The sequence below is a fragment of the Pedobacter faecalis genome (genome assembly GCF_030182585.1).
Lineage (GTDB): Bacteria > Bacteroidota > Bacteroidia > Sphingobacteriales > Sphingobacteriaceae > Pedobacter > Pedobacter faecalis.
Genome location: NZ_JARXOW010000001.1, coordinates 2,429,519 through 2,446,063, shown reverse-complemented (window position 1 = coordinate 2,446,063; position 16,545 = coordinate 2,429,519). Strand labels below are relative to the sequence as shown.

The following is a 16,545-nucleotide window of genomic DNA, read 5'->3' as shown; positions in this document are numbered from 1 at the left end:
CTGAGAAAATTATGCTTGTTCTTCGCTGCTTGCCTCAGCTGCAGGAGCCTCTTCCGTGACTTCGGCAGATACTTCTTCAGTATCCACAGCCTCTTCAGCTGGCTCTTCTACAGGTGCATTTTTAGCGGCAAGTGCTTCTGCCCGCTCAGCCTTCTTTTTAGACTCTGCGGCTAATGCTGCCTGCTTCAGCTCTTCTTTAGATTTTGTAAGGCTCTCTTTCTTGCCTTCAATTTTGTTGTCTTTAGCGCTGAGCCACTCCGCAAACTTAGCTTCTGCCTGCTCTTGAGTTAACGCCCCTTTCTTTACGCCGCCTTCAAGGTGTTTTTTGTATAGCACGCCCTTGTAAGACAGGATAGCACGACAAGTATCTGTTGGCTGAGCTCCTTTGTTAACCCAATCTAAGGTCTTGTCAAAATTAAGCTCTATGGTAGCCGGATTGGTGTTTGGATTGTATGATCCCAAACGCTCAATAAATTTACCATCTCTTGGTGAACGGGAATCCGCTACCACTACGTGGAAAAAAGGCTTACCTTTCTTTCCGAATCTTTGCAATCTGATTTTAGTTGCCATTTCTTTTTGTTTATGTATTCAACATAGTTCCCGGAGCTCCGTGCTTGCGGGGTGGCAAATTTAAGTAAAATACTAATGATAAGCAACATGCAATAATTTTTAAATTCACGTACACGGTTTAAAACCAGAATACCCATATTTGGTTACAAACAACTGCGTAATGAGAATAGCTATTGACATGGACGAGGTCCTGGCAGACCCGATAAAGAAGTTTATAAAATTATATAACAGAGATTACGGGGTACCTCTCGACACGGTTCTTATCCCTGGCAACGAAATATATCAGCATGTTCCGGAGGAAGTAAAAGACAAATGGTTTGACTATATTAACGAACCTGGATTTTTCAGGGACCTGGAACCTTTGGAAGGAAGCGTTAGCGCAGTACGAGCCCTTCATGAAAAATACGAGGTGTATATCGTCTCTGCCGCAATGGAGTTCCGGAACTCACTGATCGATAAGTACGACTGGTTAAATGAACACTTCCCTTTTATAGGATGGAAGAATATTATTTTTTGTGGGAACAAGATCGTTGATGTAGACGTAATGATTGACGATAGAGCCAAAAATTTCGTAGGGTTTAGAGGCAGGAAATTACTGTTTACCTCTCCTCATAATCTGTTGCTGACCGAATATGAGCGCGTAAACAACTGGCGGGAAGTATTGGAAAAACTTTTGTAACATTTCTTTAGGATTTTAGTCGAATACAAAAAAGACCACAGTATGTTAGTTACAACAACAAATACAGTAGAAGGCAAAAAAATCGTGAAGTACATCGGGCTGGTTACTGGCGAAACCATCATCGGTGCAAATATTTTTAAAGACTTGTTTGCCGGCATCCGAGATATCGTAGGAGGCAGGTCCGGTTCGTATGAACAGGTTTTACGCGAAGGAAAAAACACCGCCATTAATGAAATGCAGCAATATGCTGCCTCAATGGGCGCTAATGCGATCATTGGTGTAGATTTAGACTACGAAACTGTAGGCAATGGAGGGAGCATGCTTATGGTTGCCGCCACGGGGACAGCCGTTATCATTGAATAATAAAGGCCCCTCCGGGGCCTTTTGTTATAAAGATAGTATTTCAACCAATTTGAGCCAGGCCGGACTAATTTCCTTTGCATCAATATGCTTAATAGCATGATCAAAAGGCGTAAAGATGACTTCCCTGTTTTTTAATCCAACCATAGCGCCCGACTGACCGCTAAGCAGGCCCTCAACAGCTGCTACACCTAACCTGCTCGCTAACACACGATCCATGCAACTTGGTTTTCCACCGCGCTGTATGTGCCCCAGCACCGATACGCGTATATCATATGCTGGAAACTTTTTCTTAAGAACTTCCCCAACATTAAAAGCTCCACCAATCTCATCGCCTTCGGCCACAATAATGATTTTTGAGGCCTTGTCTTTACGCCCGTTCTCAAGCCTTGTAACAAGACCTTCAACACCCATGTTTGCCTCAGGAATCATAATTGCCTCCGCGCCAACACCTATTCCGCTTCTTAGCGCAATTAAGCCGGAGTCCCTGCCCATCACCTCAACGATAAACAGTCTGTCATGCGACTCAGCGGTATCCCTGATTTTATCAACGGCATTAATTACCGTGTTGATTGCGGTATCATATCCTATGGTAAAATCCGTCCCTTCCAAGTCATTGTCGATAGTGCCGGGCAACCCTACCACAGGGATATCGTATTCCTGAGAAAATATGTTTGCCCCGGTGAATGTTCCGTCGCCACCAACAACGATCAATGCATCTATTTGCTTCTCCTTAATTTGCTTAAAAGCTTCAGCTCGCCCTTCCTTGGTGCGGAAAGAATCGCTCCTGGCCGTCTTCAAAATCGTTCCGCCACGCTGAATGATATTAGCTACCGATTTACGGTCCATTTCAATAAAGTCACCGTTAATCAAGCCCTCATATCCCCTGAGTACCCCGGTAACGGATAAGTCGTAGTAAATACCCGCCCGCACTACAGCCCGAATCGCTGCATTCATGCCCGGAGCATCACCCCCGGAAGTTAATACACCTATATTTTTAATCTTATTCATTTGGTTGCTCATTGAAAATATCGTTTGTTATATTTTCAATATGGCCGTGAAATTACTTAATATTTTTCATTTAGCTCCCGCATCTCTGCCTAGTCATGGTAAAAATTCTATTTCTTTAACCCGATATTCGTAATCTTTACCCTCTCGTTTTACGAACATAACGCCACGTTCATCCACCCTGGTTATCTGCCCTTCAAACGCACCCGTTTTATCTTCGTATTGCGCCGTTATACCACGGCGGTAAAGAATAGACAAATACCTTTCATGCAGATCTTGCTGTCTGCCTGCCTTCAATTTCAGATATTCGGCTTCAATGCCACCACATATCTGCCTTAAAAGATCTTGCAAATCAACATGCTGTTGTAAAATTTTACCTATTGAACCTGCCTTTGCAAGACCTGGACCATCAAAGTTCTGCTGGTTGACATTTATTCCTATTCCGACAATGCTGTAACTTATTATTCTTTCAGAGACGCCATTTTCGATGAGAACGCCGCCAACCTTTCGATCCTGGTAATACACATCGTTCGGCCATTTGACCGAAAAGCCAGAAGGAGTGAGCTTGCATAAAACCTCATTTATGCCCACGCAAACTGCCATATTCAATAAGAACTGCTTTTCGAGCGGGAGGAAACCCGGCTTTAAGAAGATACTGAACGTCAAGTTTGAGCCAGGCTCAGACTGCCACGAACTGCTGTATTGCCCTCGCCCCGCAAATTGGTTATCTGCCATAATTACAGTGCCTTCCAACAGTGGCTCGGAATTTGACAACATCATTTTCAGAAAGTCATTTGTAGAACCCACCGAAGATAATCTGATCAGATTGTGACCAACAAATAATGTTGGAAAAGTGTTATTTTGCAAGTGTTGATCGTATATTTGTTAATCAAACTTAAGTTATTTAATGGTAAAAAAGAAAATAGGAAACCTTTCTACATACCTCTCAGAAGTTGCCGTTCAAGGCATTCAGGAAAAAAAAGGAAATGATATCGTGCGTTTGGATTTGAGAAACCTTAATAGTTCCGTTTCCGATTATTTCATCATATGCAGTGCCAATTCGTCTACTCAGGTTAAAGCCATTGCCGACAGCGTAGAAGAAGAAATTTTTAAAGCCACACAAACAGATCCCTGGCGTAAAGAGGGACACGATGTTGCGGACTGGATTATCCTGGATTACCTTGACATCGTAGTACATATTTTTAAAACGGAAAAGCGCGAATTCTATGGCATTGAAGATTTGTGGGGAGATGCCCAGGCAACGTCATATAAAAGCGCCTAAACAATAATATCCAAGACAAATGAAAGAAGACCAAAATACAAAACCGAAACTTATTAAAAGGATCCCCAATATTCCAAAAAAGCCACAGAAGGGGCCTAAATTCAATATCTTCTGGGTCTATGCAGCGCTTATACTTGGGTTGATCTTTTTGAACTTCTTTTTCAATTCCGACACGGCGACGAAAATAGACTATCGTGAATTTGAGAAACAAATGCTCCTGCCTGGCGATGTGCAGAAGCTGGTTGCGTATAAACATGAAGACTTGGTAAAAGTCGAAGTCTATATCAAAAAAGATCGGCTAAGCGATCCTAAGTATAAAAAATATCAGCCGAAAGGAAATTTTAGCTCAGGCGGCCCGGCAGTATACTATACTGCTGGATCTATGGACGCGGTGGACGAGCAACTGAAGGAATCTCAGGCGTCACTTCCTCCTGATCAGCGTATTTTGGCTGAAAAGGAAACCCGGCAAAGTTCATTTAATTCCTGGTTTTTCACCGTAATTATTCCCGTGTTGCTGTTTATAGGGTTTTGGATGTTCATTATGCGCCGTATGGGTGGTGGCGCAGGGGGAGCAGGCGGACAAATCTTCAATATTGGAAAATCCAAGGCTACCCTATTTGATAAAGAAAGCCAGGTAAGCGTCACTTTCAACGATGTCGCGGGTCTGGAAGAAGCAAAGCAGGAGGTGATGGAGATCGTTGATTTTCTTAAGAACCCTAAAAAATACACAAACCTTGGTGGTAAAATTCCAAAAGGCGCATTGCTTGTAGGTTCTCCGGGCACGGGTAAAACCTTACTTGCGAAAGCCGTAGCGGGAGAAGCGCAGGTTCCATTTTTCTCTCTTTCCGGCTCAGATTTCGTCGAAATGTTTGTGGGCGTTGGAGCTTCCCGCGTGAGAGATCTGTTCAAACAGGCTAAAGATAAGGCACCGTGTATCATATTCATTGATGAGGTTGACGCTATAGGACGTGCACGTGGTAAGAACAGCATGATGGGCGGAAATGATGAGCGCGAAAACACGCTGAACCAGTTATTAGTAGAAATGGATGGTTTCGGAACCGACTCTGGGATTATTATACTTGCTGCTACGAACCGTCCGGACGTGCTGGACTCTGCCTTATTGAGGCCCGGAAGGTTTGACAGGCAAATTTCCATAGACAAGCCAGATTTGGTTGGTCGCGAGCAGATTTTCAAAGTCCATCTTAAACCGATAAAAACGGCCCCAGAGGTTGATGCAAAGAAACTGTCGGCCCAAACCCCGGGCTTTGCCGGTGCGGAAATAGCGAACGTATGTAATGAGGCTGCGCTTATTGCCGCCAGACGAAATAAGGAAACGGTAGATATGCAGGATTTTCAGGATGCGGTCGACCGGGTAATCGGCGGACTGGAGAAAAAGAACAAGATCATATCTCCTGAAGAAAAGAGGATTGTAGCATATCACGAAGCTGGCCACGCAATCGCCGGATGGTTTTTGGAACACGCAGACCCACTGGTTAAGGTCTCTATTGTTCCGCGTGGCGTTGCGGCATTAGGATATGCCCAATATCTGCCTAAAGAACAGTTTTTATATACAACCGAACAGTTAACGGACGGCATGTGTATGACCATGGGTGGCCGGGTTGCAGAAGATATCGTATTTGGTAAAATCTCTACCGGAGCACAAAATGACCTGGAGCGCATCACTAAGCTAGCCTATGCTATGGTGACTATTTATGGAATGAATGATTCGGTCGGCAATGTGTCTTTTCACGATCCTCAGAACGAATACAACTTTAGTAAACCATATTCTGAAAAAACTGCTGAATTGATTGACGGCGAAGTCCGCGGCATGATCGCTAAAGTCTACGATCGTACCAAACAATTGCTGACTGAGAAGCGCGACGGACTGGAAAAACTTGCTCAGAAACTGATCGAGAAGGAAATTCTGTTTCAAACAGATCTCGAGGAGATCTTAGGAAAGAGGCCTTTTGACAACCGGACAACTTACGACGAGTTTGTTAACGGCACAGGCGACCAAAAACCGGCAGCCGAAGGGCTTTTGCACGATGGCGTCACTGAAACGAACGATTCTCCGGTGACCGTCAATCTGCCAAACACCCCGTCGGAATAATTCCTTTGGCGATGCACGAAAACATCACACCAAAAGAACTCATGCTAAAAAGGATAAGGAAAGCCCTCCTTGAGAAGAGGGATAATCCTTATCCTAATATAGAAGATACTCCCATATACAAAGAGGCAACAGAGATTCCTGAGGTCTTATTTGCAGAGCAGCTTACTGCTGTGTCTGGTCACTTCATCTATTGCGAAAACGGGCTGGAATTCATGGAAAATATCCTTCAGCTTGCAGACCAGTTTAAATGGAGGAAAATATACTGCTGGGAGCCGGAACTTCAAGCTCTACTCACACAGTACGAATTCCCCTTTTATAAGACAGATAAGGACTTTGAATTTGCCGAGGTTGGAATAACCCTCTGTGAAGCACTTATTGCGCGAAACGGCTCTGTAATGCTTTCTAATAACAATGCTGCCGGACGGAGGCTCAGTATATTTCCGCATCATCATATCGTTGTAGCACGAACTGGCCAGCTTGTTATGGACATTAAAGACGCCTTCACTCAAATGCGCAATAAGTACGGAAATCAGTTGCCCTCAATGATCAGTACAGTAACCGGCCCTAGCCGCACCGCTGATATTGAAAAGACACTCGTACTAGGCGCCCACGGACCAAAGGAACTGTTTGTCTTTATGGTCGATGATTTTCATTAAAGTAATTTGTAACTGACTCCAGTCAATTTAAATTAACCGGTTATACTTGGGCAAATTATTTTCAACGACATATTTTTGTAGCCTAACGTTTTGATAAAAAATAAAAGGCTCACATGTATAAGTATAAAATTATCGAATTGCTGGAAAGCTTGCAACAGAAAGATCATAGAAATTTAGCTCCCATAATCCATGAATTGTTAGACGTCTCAGTTAATACTTTCATAAACTACGGTAAAATTCCTCTCACTAGCAATAAGGATATCCCTTATACGAAGGTCAGAAAACTGGAGATAATATTTGGAATTATGCCGGGAGAGCTAATCAATGCGGAGATCCAGGCCCCATTTTACAAGAATCTACCGGAACGGAAAACACAGGGCAGAGGGCGATCTAAAGGTAAAGAGTAGACTGGGTGCAATACAACTACACCAACGTGTTAATCCGGGTGAGTTGCCAATACTGGGAGTCAACGGGTACAATTACGGTCTCATAAACCCCGAAATAAACTCCACTTTCGCCACTTCGAAGAAATGTGAAAAACTCAGGTTGATAACCCTGCTCGATCAAATCAGCGATCAGGACGCGCTTTGAACCTGATGGGTTTACTTTAAGAAGGATATCTCTGTTTCTACGTAGTGCCCTCGCCACCCGCCTTCCCGCTTCTGTACTCTTGTTATCCGTCCGGTTCTTTGCGCTTCTGCATTGATCATCACAGCTTTGCTTGTCAGATCGACCCTTAAGCACGGCACCGCAATACACACACGTTTTCTTACTCATCACAAATATTTTATACAAACGTAATATAAAATCACATAACAGCCAAACTACATCAAAATAAAATCAAATTTTTCTAAAAACTATTTATTTTATCGACTATAAATTCTACAGCACAAAAAAAGCCGCCCTATCGGGCGGCCCCAATAATAATTTAAAACGCTGTTACGCCTCCTCCATCACTTCCTGAGTTAAGGCCTCGTCTACCAAAATACGACCGCAGTGTTCACATACTATGATCTTTTTGCGTTGACGTATATCTAATTGCCTTTGCGGAGGTATTTGATTGAAACAACCAGAACATGAATCCCTGTCGATTGTCACAACCGCCAAACCATTATTAGCATTTCCTCTAAGTCTATTATATGCAGTAAGCAGACGCTCTTCGATCTGAGTTGAAGCTTCCTCCGACCGCTTTGTCAGGGTATCTTCTTCCTTCTCGGTCTCTGCGGTGATTGTCTGAAGCTCTGATTTTTTCACTTCAAGATCTTTCTTCCTCAGCTCCAAATCCTCAAGTGCCTTTTCGTAAACCTCATTCTTCTGGGTGATTTCAAATCCGTATTCTCTGATTTTCTTCTCACATACCTGAATCTCAAGATTCTGAATTTCTACCTCCTTGGTTAAAGCATCGTATTCCCGGTTGTTTTTAACCTCTTTAAGTTGGGTCTCGTATTTTTTGATCAGGTTTTGTGCTTCCTTGATCATGTTCTTGCGGGTTACAATGGCATCTTCTGTATCATCCAGTTCGGCTTTGAACTTTTGAATGCGGGTCTCCAGACCAGCAACCTCATCTTCAAGATCAGCCACCTCCATAGGAAGTTCACCGCGGATCTGACGTATCTTATCAATTTTGGTGTGTAAGGTTTGTAATTCGTACAAAGCTTTTAGCTTTTGTTCTACAGTTTGTTCCATTAAACAAAATAATTTATCGGGTTTGTATTACGCTCCGTTAAGCGGACTGCAAAGTTAGGAAATTTTTCTTGAATAATGTCTATCAACAGGTCGCATGTAAATTGTTCACTTTCAAAGTGTCCGATGTCCATCAGCACTATTTTTCCGTCCGCATCAAAAAACTCATGATATTTCAAATCAGATGTAATAAAAACGTCGGCATGCTGCGCTATTGCGTCCTTGATCAGAAAACTTCCCGAACCACCGCAAACGGCAACCCGTCTTATTTTCTTTGGAAGCAATGTGGTGTGCCGGATAAGGTTTGTGTCCATTCTGTCTTTTAAGAAGTTCATAAACTGAAGGCAGTCCGTCTCCTGCTCAAGCCATCCTATCATACCCGAACCAACAGTATCCAAGCCGTTTGCGAGTGGAATAATATCGTATGCCACCTCCTCGTAAGGGTGCGACTCAAGCAGGGCGAGCAAGATCTTACGCTGGTCTTTAGCGAGGAAAACGGTCTCTATACGGAGCTCCGACTCCTCATGAAGAATATCCCGTTCCCCAACATAGGGTTCGGTTCCTTCCCCTGCTTTGAAAGTACCAAAGCCCGGACTGTTAAAGCTACACTCGGAATACTGACCAATGTGTCCCGCACCCGCCGAAAACAGCGCTTCCCTAACTTCATCCGCGTGAGCCATCGGGCAAAAAGTAACCAACTTTCTCAACAAATCGCCCTTAGGCCTAAGTACACGGGTGTTTCTGAGCCCAAGGCGCTTACAAATCATTCCATTCACACCGTGCTTCACACTATCCAGGTTGGTATGTATTGCGTAAATAGCTATATCATTTTTGAGTGCCTTTTGAACTACACGTTCCGTGTACGTAGACCCCGTAATTCGTTTCAATCCCTTAAAAATGATAGGATGATGTGTAATCACCAGGTTGCAGCTATTTGCTATGGCTTCCCCTATAATGTCTTCCGTACAATCAAGCGCCACCAAAGCGCCGAATATTTCCTGATCCGGATTACCCACAAGGAGTCCGGAATTATCGTAATCCTCCTGATATTGCAGCGGAGCAAAAGATTCAAGGTGCTTAATTAGAATACCTAACTTCATGCACTAAATATACATATCGTCAATGTATATTACCCATCTTCACCATTTGCAGGCTCTCAAATACCATACGCTGGTTATATTCAAATGCAAGGTTTTTATGATTTACCAGGTCTATGATCGTTCCAATAAAGCACAATCCAAGCGTGAAAAAATAGAGGACACCCATCCCAATTTGGTTAACAAGAAATCTCGGTAAGCCCGGAACGAAAAAACCAAGGATCGCGTACAGAACCATATCGTCAGGATTTCTTCGTTTACTGCCATATATCATCAAAAATCCCCTCAACTGCTGGTCACTGAACCCCGTAGTCGCTGTTTGTAAATAGGAATACTCTTGAGGTGTAATCCCGGGCAATGTCATAAATGGTGAATCATACATTTTTTTTTCCTCCTGATATAATATTTAAATGGTTTCCTCTAAATCCGCTAAGATCAACAATCCGGCATGCGATGACCAGTAGTGCAGGAATGGCCAGTTTGTGATGATTCCAGCTCTCCGTTATATTACCATGCAGCACTTGAGTGATTCCTCTCCCGATCCCACAACCCGGACACCAGTCCAGACCAAGCAACGCCACCGGACATAATGTCAAATGATTTGCGTCGTGGTGGGTTACCGGTTCTGCAGTCGCCAGAAGCACAATCGCCATCACCCAGAAAGTAAGCTCCAAAGGCATCTGGCTAAACCACTTCATGATGCAATTTATTACTAAGATTGATTAATAGGACCATTGTTACAGCTAAAATACTCATAAGTCTTACATTTGTAGTGTGAATATCCGCGACCTCATTAACAGATACAAGACGGACAGCAGGGTAGAGGCCCTTGCGAAGTCGTTGAATACAGGCAAGGGAACAAAGGTTCAAATGCGTGGTTTGGTCGGGTCATCAGACGTCGTTGTTGCTGTCGCCAGCTATTTCATGCTGCATAAACCCATGCTCTTTGTTTTGCCCGACAGGGAAGAGGCAGCCTACTTCCAATCTGATCTGGAGAGTATACTCGACAACGAAGTGCTGTTGTTTCCATCCTCATTTCGTAAAGCATTTGAATTCACCCAGGTTGATACGGCAAACGTGCTGGCGCGGGCAGAAGTGCTCAACGAGCTCAACCATCATTCCGAATACGGACGCATGGTGGTCACCTACCCCGAAGCATTGGCGGAAAAGGTTATAAATCGGTCAGTACTTGAAAAAAACACACTTGAGATTAGCCTTGGCGCCAAACTCGGCATAGACTTCATAAATGAATTTCTGATAGATTACGATTTTGAAAGAACCGATTTCGTCTATGAACCCGGACAATTTTCTATACGAGGAGGTATTGTAGACATATTTTCTTTCTCCCATGATCTTCCCTATCGCGTCGAATTTTTCGGCGATGAAGTGGAAAGCATAAGAACATTCGACATAGAGAGCCAATTGTCTGTGGAGGAGGTTAATCTGCTTACGATCATTCCAAACGTCCAGTCCAAATATCTTACCGAGAACAACATCAGTCTGCTGGATTATATCGATTCCGACACGCAACTGTGGTTCAAAGACGTGGAATTTACGCTCGACATCACGAAGTCCGGATACAAGAAAGCTGTAGAGCTTTGGAAAGCACTTCCCAGTAAAGAAAAACAGGAAAACGCCGACTGGATTGATCCGAAATTCGCTTTTTCAGACGAAAAGATGCTGGCTGACACGCTGCAGGATTTCACATTGATCGAGTTTGGAAAACAGTTCTTTTATAAAACTGAACACCTCCTCAACTTCGAAACAAGACCTCAACCATCTTTCAACAAAGATTTCTCACTGCTTATTCACAACCTGAAAGCAAACGAAAAAGAAGGCGTTCACAATTTCATATTCAGCGCTTCATCCAAACAAACAGAGCGATTATATGCCATTCTGGATGATATCGACAAAACAGCACGGTTTACGCCGGTAAATATCTCTTTGAGGGAGGGCTTTATCGATGCTGGTCAACATGTTGCGTTTTATACCGATCATCAGATTTTCGACCGCTTTTATAAATATAAGCTAAAGAGAGGCTACCATCGAAGTCAGGCGATCACCTTGAAAGAGCTGCGCGATCTCAAACCTGGCGACTATGTCACCCATATCGATCACGGAATAGGAAAATACGCTGGGCTGGAAAAAGTAGATGTAAACGGAAAGACACAGGAAATGATCCGGCTTGTTTATGCCGATAATGATCTTTTGTATGTGAATATCAATTCCCTCAACCGTATTGCCAAATACACCGGCAAAGACGGCACGGCTCCCAAAATGAATAAGCTTGGGACGGAAGCCTGGGACAAGCTGAAGAAAACAACAAAAAAAAAAGTTAAAGACATTGCGCGCGACCTGATCAAGCTCTATGCCATGCGCAAAGCTCAGGTCGGTACCGCTTTCGCTCCCGATGGCTTTTTGGAGACAGAGCTTGAGGCCTCGTTTATTTATGAGGATACCCCCGACCAGGTAAAGGCCACGAGCGACGTCAAAAGGGATATGGAAGCCCCGCATCCTATGGACCGGTTGGTATGTGGCGATGTAGGTTTCGGCAAAACCGAAATAGCCATTCGTGCGGCTTTCAAAGCCGTCGCAAACGGCAAGCAGGCAGCAGTACTTGTCCCCACCACAATTCTGGCACTACAGCACTTCAAAACGTTTTCAAGCCGCTTAAAAGACTTCCCTTGTAAAGTGGACTATATAAATCGCTTCAAAACCAGCAAACAGATTAAAGACACGCTGAAGGAAGTTTCAGAAGGAAAGGTTGATATTATCATTGGCACGCACCGACTATTAAGTAAGGATGTGAAATTTAAGGACCTTGGCATTATGATTATCGATGAGGAACAGAAATTCGGTGTCTCCTCAAAGGAAAAACTGAGGGCGTTACGAGTCAATGTAGACACACTTACGCTTACTGCTACGCCCATTCCCCGTACGCTTCACTTCTCCCTGATGGGCGCCAGGGATCTTTCCATTATGAGTACGCCTCCGCCAAACCGGCAGGCGGTAAATACTGAACTGCACGTATTCAATGATAAACTGATCCAGGAGGCGGTCCAGTACGAGCTTGACCGTGGTGGACAGGTATTTTTCATCCACAACCGGGTAAACGACCTGCCCCAGCTTGGCGGGTTAATACAGCGACTGGTGCCCAAGGCACGCATAGGTATTGCTCATGGTCAGCTTGATGGCGACCAGCTTGAAGATGTTATGCTCGACTTCATAAACGGAGAAAAAGATGTACTTGTAGCAACTACAATCATCGAAGCAGGCCTCGATATTCCCAACGCGAACACCATCATCATTAATCATGCACATATGTTTGGGTTAAGCGATCTGCACCAGATGCGTGGTCGTGTAGGCCGTTCCAATAAGAAAGCGTTCTGCTACCTGCTTAGTCCTCCGCTCAGCACACTAACCTCTGAAGCACGAAAACGCCTCAGCGCCATTGAAGAGTTTTCCGATCTGGGCAGTGGTTTCAATATTGCTATGCGCGATCTGGATATCCGCGGCAGCGGTAACCTCCTGGGAGCAGAACAAAGTGGTTTTATTGCCGAAATCGGATTTGAGATGTATCACAAAATACTCGACGAAGCCATACAGGAATTAAAGGACGATGAATTTAAAGACCTGTTCAAAGATCAGCCGGAAAAACCGTTTGTAACCTTCACTCAAATAGATACTGATCTGGAGTTATACATTCCGGACAACTATGTAACCAACATCACCGAGCGGTATAATCTGTATACAGAACTATCGAAGATAGAGGATAACACACAGCTGGAAGCCTTTGAAAAATCCCTGCGCGACAGATTTGGTCCGGTTCCTAAGCAGGTACAAACCATGCTTAGCGTATTACGTTTACAATGGGTGGCTAAAAAACTTGCCTTTGAAAAAATAACGTTCAAAAAAGGAATATTACGTGGTTACTTTGTGTCAGATAAGCAATCACCTTTTTTTGATTCCAATACATTCAATAAGATTCTGCACTTTGCGCAGATGCATCCCAGACTATGCAATCTTAAAGAAGTTAAAGACAGTTTGCGCATCGCTTTTGATAACTTAAACACAGTAGACGAAGCAGTGGAAATGCTCGAAATGGTATTGCATTAAAGAAACCTGAGACTCATGGCCAAAGCAAAAAAGAAGTATAACCCAGCAGAAGCCAAAGCGCAGGCCATGCGGCACAAGAAGCGTTTTATGGAGCGCATCGCCTACATGTGCGACATGCTTGCGGGTCCGGGCATATTTAAAAAATTCCCTCCCGCAGCACTTGAACAAATATATGAATCCAGATACCCGGCCCTCAAAGCCAAGGCCGCGCCGGGGTCAGATATGTCCAAGTCCCTCGTTATACAGTTTAACAAACTCATGAACAGGTTTATGGAAGACCAGTTCATCGGACTTACCAACGGGAACAAAGTACCGTTAAACCTGCTTTTCTCCGAAGGGCTGATTCTTATCAACTACGTATCGGTCATGTCCGACAATTACTTTGCACATGCCGATCAGGTCCGCGAATCGCTTAGTGACTATTTTCCCGAAACAGAAAGCCACGATTTGATCATGGATATGATGGCGACACTTATGCAGGATGTAACACTCTTTTTGAGCGATTATAACCGAAGTATCATTAAGGCAGACATCAATCAGACAGCGGCCTGCAATATGCTCAGCCAGCATAATGACATCATGATCCATGAGTTCAAAACAGAAAAGAGCAGTATGATCATCGACGGCGAAAAACGCGTCGTATACCGTCTCGGATGGGTCGACCCTGAACTTAAGCAGGTATGGTCAAAAATAAAGCCTTCTCAGCTAGGATTTCAATCGCGGGGCATTGACATGCCGCTCGATGTATACATCCAGCAGCACGCTTTAAACAGGCTTCAGGAACGAATTGACATCACCCCTGGTATCATGCATTCTATCGTATTTCTAACCTTTGAGCAAGATGATATCGAGTACCACCGGGAAAACTCCCGAAGCCTGGTACCATTTTACATATCAGATGAAAAAGTGGGTTACCTGCTGGTTACATTAGACGATAATCGATTTATTATCCGCACATTCCTGTTCCTGACGAATGACAACACCCCGGAAGGACGGAAACTGCAAAAGCTTATAGACCTCGAGAAGGAAGACAAAAAACATTTGATGATAGATAAACTGTCGACCTTCAACGCCTATCATATCCATCAGAACGAAAAGCTGAGCAAACTATTTACTGATGCCGGTTGCGGTTCACTGCTTAAGCTGAGCCACCTGCAGGAGTTTAGCCAGCACGAGATAAGCGACAAGGACCCTGAATCCATATTGAAATACCTGGCAGATGCCGAATATTTTACCGGACAGGCTGCACACCCGCATGAATCTAGTTTATAATCAGATACAGATAGGCATACACCACCGGTGCGGCGATTAATAACCCATCGAAACGATCAAGCACTCCACCATGACCGGGCAGTAAAGATCCCGAATCTTTTGCGTTCAGACTTCTCTTCAGCATCGACTCCACCAGATCGCCCAGCGTTCCAAAACAAACGATTAAAAAGGCCATACCCGCCCATACAAGTAAACTTATCTCGGTAAACCAAAGTGATATGCTATAGGAAACCAGCAGGCTCGTCAGCATTCCGCCGCCCAGTCCTTCCCAGGACTTCTTAGGAGAATGGCGCTCAAACAATCGCGTTTTGCCAAACTTAACACCAAACAGATAAGCGCCCGTGTCACTTGCCCACAGCATCAGTAAGAACGCAAGAGGCAGATGAAAACTGTAGGAATTCCCATTATACAAAAACCCGAGTGAGAAGAAGAAACAGAAGGGGATGGTTACATAAATAAAGCCAACAAAAGTGTAAGAGATATTCGCAAAAGGGATTTTGGACTTTTTATACAACTCCGTGATAAAAACTGAAAAAATCAGCGGTACCAGCAGGAAAAGGAATTTCGACTCAAATTTCAGGTAATGAAAGCCCGCTGTCATTAAGAAAATAAGTGCCGCTGCCACCAGTGCAACATTCCTGTGCGGCCTGATGCCAGACGTTTTTATCAGCTTAAAAAATTCCAGCAGTGCTGCCAGACTTAGTAACAAATAAAACACCGTAAACGTATAGCCACCCAGCAGGATAGAGCCCAGCATGACGATCGTAAAAAAAAATGCAGTAATTGCCCGTGTTTTCATTTGGCTTGTTTTTTAAAGTAGCGGAATGCAGCTATCGTCAGCACAAAGCTTACCACATATGCATACCAGGTAAATTGAGGAGTGCTCACTGAATCTTCCGATAATGGTATATTTTTTTGCTGCATATACCAGGCCGCCAGTACCGCGTAGGCATTATTCAAGCCGTGCGCAACAATGGCATACCACAAACTTCCGCTCCAGAAGTACAGATATCCAAAGGCTGCACCAAGCAACATACGTGGAACAAAACCATAAAACTGCACATGGATTGCACTAAACAATATTGCTGAAAGCCATATCGCCACATGTATATTGCTAAAAAATCTCCCGAAAATGCGCTGCACGGCGCCCCGGAACATCAACTCTTCCGCAAGGGCAGGCAGCAGGGCTATCATGAAAAGATTGATCAACAGATCCTTTACAGACGCCATTTTCAGCAAAATCAGCGTGGTACGCATGTTTTCGTCCTCCTTCATCCGTATCCAGCGTTCCAAATCCTGCAAGAAAGAGGGCAATACCATTTTCTGGTTTGCAATGGCTACCCATTCCATAAAGGGCATCGACACAAGTACAATTCCAAATACCATAGCAAACAGTCGCAGTTGAAGCGGCTCAAAATGATACAAAGCATAAGGCGACCGCTTCTCTGTAAACGACAAAAGGAGCGGAGGGAAAAGGAAAAGGCCCACAGAATTCGCGATAAGCAACAGCCGTAAACCAGGCAGGTATTCATTTTCTCCACTGGTCAGCAAAAGGGGGTTAGTCAGCATTTCCATGCCATACATCCCCACCAGCACGGCTATCGCAATTACCGACGAAACGACAAAGCCGATCAGCGCATAGGCAAGCAGCAGAACGATCTGAATATAGGGCGTATTCTCCGCTTTATCTTTTTGTATAAAATTCATTATGC

Annotated in this window: 17 protein-coding genes; 7 read left to right on the top strand and 10 right to left on the bottom strand. The window is 44.1% G+C overall.

What is annotated here, in order from left to right; translation table 11 throughout:
• Positions 1-9 precede the first annotated feature (9 nt).
• Positions 10-570, bottom strand: a complete 561-nt coding sequence (locus QEP07_RS11090; RefSeq protein WP_285010160.1) for a 30S ribosomal protein S16 — start codon at positions 568-570, stop codon at positions 10-12.
• 160 nt (positions 571-730) lie between these two features.
• Between QEP07_RS11090 and QEP07_RS11085 the strand changes: the two genes are divergently transcribed.
• Together QEP07_RS11085 and QEP07_RS11080 are read left to right on the top strand one after the other, a co-directional pair.
• Positions 731-1,249, top strand: a complete 519-nt coding sequence (locus QEP07_RS11085) for a 5' nucleotidase, NT5C type (RefSeq protein ID WP_285010158.1) — start codon at positions 731-733, stop codon at positions 1,247-1,249.
• Between the two features lie 42 nt (positions 1,250-1,291).
• Positions 1,292-1,612, top strand: coding sequence for a heavy metal-binding domain-containing protein (locus QEP07_RS11080; protein WP_256002678.1), 321 nt, complete (start codon positions 1,292-1,294; stop codon positions 1,610-1,612).
• Between the two features lie 24 nt (positions 1,613-1,636).
• On the opposite strand, the gene pfkA is transcribed toward QEP07_RS11080, so the two are convergent.
• Positions 1,637-2,620 (bottom strand): 6-phosphofructokinase, encoded by a 984-nt coding sequence (gene pfkA / locus QEP07_RS11075; RefSeq protein ID WP_256002681.1) that lies wholly within the window; start codon positions 2,618-2,620, stop codon positions 1,637-1,639.
• Positions 2,621-2,713: 93 nt separating this feature from the next.
• Positions 2,714-3,484: a biotin--[acetyl-CoA-carboxylase] ligase gene (locus QEP07_RS11070; RefSeq protein ID WP_285010157.1), complete on the bottom strand. Its 771-nt coding sequence runs from the start codon at positions 3,482-3,484 to the stop codon at positions 2,714-2,716.
• Between the two features lie 40 nt (positions 3,485-3,524).
• Here QEP07_RS11070 and rsfS point away from each other — a divergent pair, with 40 nt between their 5' ends.
• The 3 genes from rsfS to QEP07_RS11055 are packed head-to-tail and all read left to right on the top strand — an operon-like array spanning position 3,525 to position 6,665.
• The gene (gene rsfS / locus QEP07_RS11065) at positions 3,525-3,899 is read left to right on the top strand and encodes a ribosome silencing factor (protein WP_256002685.1); all 375 of its coding nucleotides are present in this window, start codon (positions 3,525-3,527) and stop codon (positions 3,897-3,899) included.
• Positions 3,900-3,918: 19 nt separating this feature from the next.
• A complete protein-coding gene (gene ftsH / locus QEP07_RS11060) occupies positions 3,919-6,009 on the top strand; it encodes an ATP-dependent zinc metalloprotease FtsH (protein ID WP_256002688.1) in 2,091 nt (696 codons plus the stop codon).
• Positions 6,010-6,020: 11 nt separating this feature from the next.
• On the top strand, positions 6,021-6,665 hold the full coding sequence (locus QEP07_RS11055) for a LutC/YkgG family protein (protein ID WP_285010156.1): 645 nt from the start codon (positions 6,021-6,023) through the stop codon (positions 6,663-6,665).
• A gap of 423 nt (positions 6,666-7,088) precedes the next feature.
• Here the strand turns inward: QEP07_RS11055 and QEP07_RS11050 are convergent, their stop codons facing one another.
• The 5 genes from QEP07_RS11050 to QEP07_RS11030 all read right to left on the bottom strand — a co-directional run bounded on the left by QEP07_RS11050 (position 7,089) and on the right by QEP07_RS11030 (position 10,143).
• Positions 7,089-7,442 carry a hypothetical protein gene (locus QEP07_RS11050; protein ID WP_285010155.1) on the bottom strand — a complete coding sequence of 118 codons (354 nt, stop codon included), beginning with the start codon at positions 7,440-7,442 and terminating at the stop codon, positions 7,089-7,091.
• Positions 7,443-7,604: 162 nt separating this feature from the next.
• The gene (locus QEP07_RS11045; protein WP_256002696.1) at positions 7,605-8,351 is read right to left on the bottom strand and encodes a zinc ribbon domain-containing protein; all 747 of its coding nucleotides are present in this window, start codon (positions 8,349-8,351) and stop codon (positions 7,605-7,607) included.
• A complete protein-coding gene (locus QEP07_RS11040; RefSeq protein WP_285010153.1) occupies positions 8,351-9,448 on the bottom strand; it encodes a Nif3-like dinuclear metal center hexameric protein in 1,098 nt (365 codons plus the stop codon). The genes QEP07_RS11045 and QEP07_RS11040 overlap by 1 nt, the downstream gene beginning before the upstream one ends.
• A 19-nt stretch (positions 9,449-9,467) precedes the next feature.
• Positions 9,468-9,827 carry a TM2 domain-containing protein gene (locus tag QEP07_RS11035; protein WP_256002702.1) on the bottom strand — a complete coding sequence of 120 codons (360 nt, stop codon included), beginning with the start codon at positions 9,825-9,827 and terminating at the stop codon, positions 9,468-9,470.
• Positions 9,820-10,143 carry a DUF2752 domain-containing protein gene (locus QEP07_RS11030; RefSeq protein WP_285010152.1) on the bottom strand — a complete coding sequence of 108 codons (324 nt, stop codon included), beginning with the start codon at positions 10,141-10,143 and terminating at the stop codon, positions 9,820-9,822. The genes QEP07_RS11035 and QEP07_RS11030 overlap by 8 nt, the downstream gene beginning before the upstream one ends.
• Positions 10,144-10,219: 76 nt before the next feature.
• On the opposite strand from QEP07_RS11030, the gene mfd reads away from it, so the two are divergent.
• Together mfd and QEP07_RS11020 are read left to right on the top strand one after the other, a co-directional pair.
• Positions 10,220-13,561, top strand: a complete 3,342-nt coding sequence (gene mfd / locus QEP07_RS11025; protein ID WP_285010151.1) for a transcription-repair coupling factor — start codon at positions 10,220-10,222, stop codon at positions 13,559-13,561.
• Positions 13,562-13,576: 15 nt separating this feature from the next.
• Positions 13,577-14,833, top strand: a complete 1,257-nt coding sequence (locus QEP07_RS11020) for a hypothetical protein (protein ID WP_285010149.1) — start codon at positions 13,577-13,579, stop codon at positions 14,831-14,833.
• Here QEP07_RS11020 and QEP07_RS11015 read toward each other — a convergent pair.
• Positions 14,823-15,632, bottom strand: coding sequence for a phosphatidate cytidylyltransferase (locus tag QEP07_RS11015; RefSeq protein ID WP_285010148.1), 810 nt, complete (start codon positions 15,630-15,632; stop codon positions 14,823-14,825). The genes QEP07_RS11020 and QEP07_RS11015 overlap by 11 nt on opposite strands.
• Positions 15,629-16,540 carry a CPBP family intramembrane glutamic endopeptidase gene (locus QEP07_RS11010; RefSeq protein WP_285010146.1) on the bottom strand — a complete coding sequence of 304 codons (912 nt, stop codon included), beginning with the start codon at positions 16,538-16,540 and terminating at the stop codon, positions 15,629-15,631. The genes QEP07_RS11015 and QEP07_RS11010 overlap by 4 nt, the downstream gene beginning before the upstream one ends.
• Positions 16,541-16,545: the final 5 nt, after the last annotated feature.

Excerpts from the sequence above, each read along its gene's own strand:
- QEP07_RS11035 (WP_256002702.1), bottom strand. The coding sequence starts at position 9,827 with ATGTATGATTCACCATTTATGACATTGCCCGGGATTACACCTCAAGAG.
- QEP07_RS11085 (WP_285010158.1), top strand. The coding sequence starts at position 731 with ATGAGAATAGCTATTGACATGGACGAGGTCCTGGCAGACCCGATAAAG.
- QEP07_RS11080 (WP_256002678.1), top strand. The coding sequence starts at position 1,292 with ATGTTAGTTACAACAACAAATACAGTAGAAGGCAAAAAAATCGTGAAG.
- QEP07_RS11030 (WP_285010152.1), bottom strand. The coding sequence starts at position 10,143 with ATGAAGTGGTTTAGCCAGATGCCTTTGGAGCTTACTTTCTGGGTGATG.
- QEP07_RS11090 (WP_285010160.1), bottom strand. The coding sequence starts at position 570 with ATGGCAACTAAAATCAGATTGCAAAGATTCGGAAAGAAAGGTAAGCCT.
- QEP07_RS11045 (WP_256002696.1), bottom strand. The coding sequence starts at position 8,351 with ATGGAACAAACTGTAGAACAAAAGCTAAAAGCTTTGTACGAATTACAA.
- pfkA (WP_256002681.1), bottom strand. The coding sequence starts at position 2,620 with ATGAATAAGATTAAAAATATAGGTGTATTAACTTCCGGGGGTGATGCT.
- QEP07_RS11010 (WP_285010146.1), bottom strand. The coding sequence starts at position 16,540 with ATGAATTTTATACAAAAAGATAAAGCGGAGAATACGCCCTATATTCAG.
- QEP07_RS11015 (WP_285010148.1), bottom strand. The coding sequence starts at position 15,632 with ATGAAAACACGGGCAATTACTGCATTTTTTTTTACGATCGTCATGCTG.
- QEP07_RS11040 (WP_285010153.1), bottom strand. The coding sequence starts at position 9,448 with ATGAAGTTAGGTATTCTAATTAAGCACCTTGAATCTTTTGCTCCGCTG.
- QEP07_RS11050 (WP_285010155.1), bottom strand. The coding sequence starts at position 7,442 with ATGAGTAAGAAAACGTGTGTGTATTGCGGTGCCGTGCTTAAGGGTCGA.
- rsfS (WP_256002685.1), top strand. The coding sequence starts at position 3,525 with ATGGTAAAAAAGAAAATAGGAAACCTTTCTACATACCTCTCAGAAGTT.
- ftsH (WP_256002688.1), top strand. The coding sequence starts at position 3,919 with ATGAAAGAAGACCAAAATACAAAACCGAAACTTATTAAAAGGATCCCC.
- QEP07_RS11055 (WP_285010156.1), top strand. The coding sequence starts at position 6,021 with ATGCACGAAAACATCACACCAAAAGAACTCATGCTAAAAAGGATAAGG.
- QEP07_RS11020 (WP_285010149.1), top strand. The coding sequence starts at position 13,577 with ATGGCCAAAGCAAAAAAGAAGTATAACCCAGCAGAAGCCAAAGCGCAG.